Annotated in this window: 5 protein-coding genes; all 5 read right to left on the reverse strand. The window is 68.2% G+C overall.

Annotated elements, in window-relative coordinates:
• Positions 1-36: 36 nt before the first annotated feature.
• Positions 37-795: an SDR family NAD(P)-dependent oxidoreductase gene (locus tag ACFTZB_RS43080; protein WP_087560821.1), complete on the reverse strand. Its 759-nt coding sequence runs from the start codon at positions 793-795 to the stop codon at positions 37-39.
• 38 nt (positions 796-833) lie between these two features.
• Positions 834-1,757 carry a hydroxymethylglutaryl-CoA lyase gene (locus tag ACFTZB_RS43085; protein ID WP_378441704.1) on the reverse strand — a complete coding sequence of 308 codons (924 nt, stop codon included), beginning with the start codon at positions 1,755-1,757 and terminating at the stop codon, positions 834-836.
• A 19-nt stretch (positions 1,758-1,776) separates the two neighbouring features.
• Positions 1,777-3,015 carry an acetyl-CoA hydrolase/transferase family protein gene (locus ACFTZB_RS43090; RefSeq protein ID WP_378441706.1) on the reverse strand — a complete coding sequence of 413 codons (1,239 nt, stop codon included), beginning with the start codon at positions 3,013-3,015 and terminating at the stop codon, positions 1,777-1,779.
• On the reverse strand, positions 3,015-4,208 hold the full coding sequence (locus ACFTZB_RS43095) for a thiolase family protein (RefSeq protein ID WP_206013585.1): 1,194 nt from the start codon (positions 4,206-4,208) through the stop codon (positions 3,015-3,017). Before ACFTZB_RS43095 ends, ACFTZB_RS43090 begins: the two co-directional genes overlap by 1 nt.
• On the reverse strand, positions 4,208-4,761 hold a 554-nt coding region (locus ACFTZB_RS43100; protein WP_378441710.1), incomplete at its 5' end, for an SDR family NAD(P)-dependent oxidoreductase. The genes ACFTZB_RS43095 and ACFTZB_RS43100, both read right to left, overlap by 1 nt.

Here is a 4,761-nt window from a genome sequence, read left to right on the forward strand (position 1 = left end):
GCAGAGAACGGGCCGCACCTTCGGAATCGCCGTGGATCAGGACATCGTCAGGCCACCGCTGACGGACAGGGTCTGTCCGGTGACGAATTCTGCTGCATCGGAGGCGAAGTACGCCACCGCGGCACCGATGTCGGTTGCCTGGCCGAGCCGCTTCATCGGCACGGCGCGGGTCATGCCGCCGATCACCTTGTCGGCGTCCTGGCCGGAGCTGTCCGCAAACTTACGCAGTGCCGGAGTGTCGGTCGGTCCGGGGCACACGGTGTTCGCGGTGACACCCTTGGTCGCGATTTCACGGGCGAGGGTCTTGGTGAAGGCGATGATGCCGCCCTTGGCACCCGAGTAGACGGCCTCGAGCGACGAGCCGACGCGGCCGGCGTCCGAACCGATGTTGATGACCCGGCCGAAGCCGCGCTCGACCATGCCCGGGACGGTCGCCTGGATGACCCGCAGCTGGCCCTTGAAGTTGATGTCGAGGATCCGGTCCCAGAACGCCTCGTCGGTCTTCAGGAACGGCATGAAGTCGTCCCAGCCGGCGTTGTTGACGACGATCTCGACCGGGCCGAACTGCTCGGCGACCTGCTTCACCGCGGCCTGCACGGACGCGGTGTCGGTGACGTCGACGGGCACGGCGATCGCCTGGCCGCCGGCGTCGCGGATACCGGCGGCGGTCTCCTCGGCGACCTCCAGGTTGAGGTCGGCCACCGCGACGCGGAAGCCCGCTGCCCCGAGGGCGTCGGAGATGCCCTTGCCGATGCCCTGTGCACCGCCGGTTACGAATGCGACTCGATTACTCATGTTCTTCTCCGTGTTGTGGTGTTCGTGGTGGAAGGCGGTCAGCGCGGGCTCGCGGCCCATTCGATGGGGCCCGCGACGATCGAGTGACTGGTGAGCTTGCGGCCGAGCACCGTCTGGGCTTCGCGCGCGGCCTCGATGACCCGCGGAAGGTCGAGACCCGTCTCGACGCCCATCTCGTGGAACATGCTCACCAGATCCTCGGTGGCGATGTTGCCCGTCGAGCCTGCCGGAACGGGGCAGCCGCCGAGCTCCCCGAAGCTCGATTCGAAGCTCGCGCAACCTGCTTCGAGTGCGGCGTACGCGTTGGCGAGGCCCTGGCCACGCGTGTTGTGGAAGTGTGCGGTCACCTCGACGCCGGGCAGCCGGTCGAGCGCCGCGGCGAAGAATTCCGACGCGTATGCCGGGTTGCACATGCCTGTGGTGTCGCCGAATCCGATCTCGGTGGCGCCGGCCTCGGCGAACCGTTCGGCGAGGTCCAGCACGCGTCCCAACTCGACCTTGCCCTCGAACGGGCAGCCGAACGACGTCGCGATCACCGCGGCGCAGTCGAGGCCCTCGGCGACGATCCGCTTGGCCATGACGTCGTTGTCGGCCATCGTCTCGTCGACGGTGCGGTTGACGTTCTTCTTGTTGTGGGTCTCCGACGCGCTGACGAAGATTGCGACCTCGTGGAACTTGTCGCGCACCTTCAGTGCGTTGTCGAGGCCCTTGCTGTTGGGGACGAGCACCATCAGTTTGGTGTCGTCGGGCACCTCGATGCGCTCGAGGACCTCGACGCCGTCGGCCAACTGCGGGATCACGTCCGGCCGCACGAAACTGGCGACCTCGATCCGGGTGAACCCTGCCCGCCCGAGGGCGTTGATCAACCGCACCTTGTCGTCGGTCGGGATGTGCTCCGGTTCGTTCTGGAAGCCGTCACGCGGTCCGACCTCCCGGATCTGGACCCGCTGCGGACGTGCCATGGCGTTGACTCCTTTCCCCTCACTCCGTTGCGGATGCAAGGTCGTACTCCTCGAGATCGAATTTTAGCCTTTCGCGGTGCTCGGGTGCCGCCACGGCGATCATGCGCCGCGCACGCTCGCCCAGGGAACATCCGCGCAGTGCCGCGGCACCGTGTTCGGTGACCACGAAGTCCACGTCGGCGCGGGCGGTGGTGACCGCGCCGTATTCCAAAGCAGTCTTGATCGTCGACTCCCCTCGCGAATCCGCGCGCATCGCGATGATCGAGCGGCCGCCGGTCATCGCCGCGGCCCGGGAGAAATCCACCTGACCCCCGACGGCACCGGCGTAGGTCGTGTTGCGCAGTTCCGCGCCGACCTGCCCGGTCAGGTCCACCTCGATCGCCGAGTTGATCGACACGAACGATCGCAGCTGCGAGAGAACCTGCGGCGCATGGGTATAGCTCGCCGGGCGGAAGGCCACCGGAAGACCGGGCAGCCGGTCGTACAGTGCCGCCGTTCCGAGCGCGGCGCCCGTCACGTGCAGCCCAGGATCGATCTCCTTACGCGCCCCGGTCAGCACGCCCCGGTCGATCAGTCGGAGCGCCGCGTCGGAGATCATGCCGGAATGCATCCCGAGGTCCTTGTGACCCTCGAGAGCGGTGAGGACGGCGGCGGGCAGCGTCCCGACGCCGATCTGGATCGTGTCTCCGTCCGCCACGAGATCGGCGACGTTCCGCGCGATCGCCCGTTCCACCGCGGCGGGCTCACGGTCCGGCGCCTCGAGCAACGGCCGGTCGGTTTCCATTACCGCGGCGAACCGCGACAACGGAATACGTGGTGCGCCCAGCGTGACGGGCATACGCCGGTTGATCTCGGCGATGAGAACCGGAGTGTGGTCGAGGGCGTCCGCGATGTAGTCGACACCGACCCCGAGCGAGCAGTTCCCGGCCGAGTCCGGCGGTGACACCTGCACGAACCCGACGTCGCACGGGAGCCGCCGTTCGGCGAACAGCCGCGGCAGTGCCCCGTAATGGCAGGGCACGACCTCGAGTCGGGCGAGGCGGCGGAGTTCGCCGAGGCCACCGTAGGAGACGACGGAGAGTTCGTCGGGCAGTTCGCTCGTCAACCGCCGATTCCAGGTCAGTCCCACAAATGCCCGCACCGGGCCGATCGACGAAACCTGGTCGAGCAGGGCGTGGACGAGCGGGGTGGGTTCCGCGCTCGTCTGGCTCCACCAGATTCCGTCGCCGGGCCGGATGTGCGGCGTCAGGTCGATCATCAGTCGATCCGCTGGATCAGGGTCGCCGTTCCCAGGCCGCCGCCGCAGCACATGGTCACCAGACCGATTTCGGCGTCACGCCGCTCGAGTTCCGCGACGATGGTGGCGATGAGCCGGGCACCGGTCGCGCCGACGGGGTGACCGAGCGCGATCGCACCGCCGTTGACGTTGACCCGGTCCATGTCGGGCTTCAGTTCCCGCTCCCAGGCCAGAACCACCGAGCTGAACGCCTCGTTGACCTCGAAGAGATCGATGTCGTTCATGCTCATTCCGTTGCGGTCGAGCAACTTCCGGGTGGCCGGGATCGGACCGGTCAGCATGATGATCGGGTCCACCCCGACGGTCGTCTGATCGAGAATCCGGGCCCGGGCCCGCAGTCCGTGCGCGTCGACGGCCTCGCGGGAAGCGAGCAGCACACCGGCCGCCCCATCCGAGATCGGCGACGAACTGCCCGCCGTGATCCGGCCGTTCTCCCGGAACACCGTCTTCAGCCCGGCCAGGCTGTCCAGGCTCGTGCCGGGGCGGATGGTCTGGTCGGTGGACCGGGTCTCGCCCGCAAGATCGAGGGGGATCATCTCGGCGTCGAAACGGCCCGCCTCGATGGCCTCGGTCGCCAGACGATGGGAGCGGACGGCGAACTCGTCCATCTCCTGCCGGGAGATCTCCCACCGGTCCGCGATGAGTTCGGCACTCTCGCCCTGGTTCACGAAGTCGTACCGGTCGCGCAGCGCTTCCGGCCACGGGTCGCCGTACAGTTCGGAGATCTTGGCCGGTGAGTTCATCGGCACGTGGCCCATGTGTTCGACACCGCCGGCCACGACGACGTCGTGGGTACCGGAGCCGACCAGGGCGGCGCCCATCTCGACAGCCGTCTGGGCGGATCCACAGCGGCGGTCCAGGACGACGGCCGGGACCTCCGGCGGGTAGCCGACCTGCAACCAGGCGTTGCGGCCGATGTTGCGGGACTGCTCGCCGAACGGTGCGGTGCACCCGATCACGAGGTCCTCGACCGTCGCCGGAGCCAGCCCGCTGCGGCGGATCAGTTCCGTGTACACCGCGCCGAGCATGTCGTTGGGATGGGTGTCGCGGAACCAGCCGCGGTCGGGGTGCGACTTGCCCATGGGGGTGCGCGCTGCTTCCGCGATGATCACCTCGCGGGCGGAACGCTGGAAGGGGTTGCGCTTCTCGGCCATCAGATCACCGTCCCGCCGTCGACGGGCAGCACCTGGCCCGTGATGTACGCCGCGCCGTCGGACGCGAAGAACACGAAGCTGGACGAGATCTCGTCCGGTTCCGCCCAGCGGCCCAACGGGATCCGCGCGAGCGTCTTGGCGGCGAGCTTTTCGTTGCTCCGGATGTTCTCCGTCATCTTGGTGGCGGCGAGCGGCGCAATCGCGTTGACCGTCACCTGCTTCTTGGCGAGTTCCCGCGCCAGCGACTTCGTGAGACCGATGATGCCCGCCTTCGCGGCACCGTAGTTGGCCTGCCCGATGGTGCCCACCAGGCCGGCCGCGGAGGTCACGTTGATGATGCGCCCACTGCCGTCGGTGGGCAGGTACGGGAGGACGGCCTTGCTGCAGACGAAACTGCCGACGAGGTGAATGTCGACGATGCGGCGGAAGTCGTCTTCTTCGAGGTTCGGGAACATTGCGGGCGCGATGGCGCCGGCGTTGTTGACCAGGATGTTGAGCGTGCCGCCGTTCAGGGCGGCGGCCTGCTCCGCCGCCGCGGCGGCCGCGTCGCCGT

Source organism: Rhodococcus sp. NPDC057014 (genome assembly GCF_042673295.1).
In the GTDB taxonomy this organism is placed as follows: domain Bacteria; phylum Actinomycetota; class Actinomycetes; order Mycobacteriales; family Mycobacteriaceae; genus Rhodococcus_F.

Coding starts and splice junctions, on each gene's coding strand:
- ACFTZB_RS43085 (WP_378441704.1), bottom strand. CDS start 1,757: ATGGCACGTCCGCAGCGGGTCCAGATCCGGGAGGTCGGACCGCGTGAC.
- ACFTZB_RS43090 (WP_378441706.1), bottom strand. CDS start 3,015: ATGATCGACCTGACGCCGCACATCCGGCCCGGCGACGGAATCTGGTGG.
- ACFTZB_RS43080 (WP_087560821.1), bottom strand. CDS start 795: ATGAGTAATCGAGTCGCATTCGTAACCGGCGGTGCACAGGGCATCGGC.
- ACFTZB_RS43095 (WP_206013585.1), bottom strand. CDS start 4,208: ATGGCCGAGAAGCGCAACCCCTTCCAGCGTTCCGCCCGCGAGGTGATC.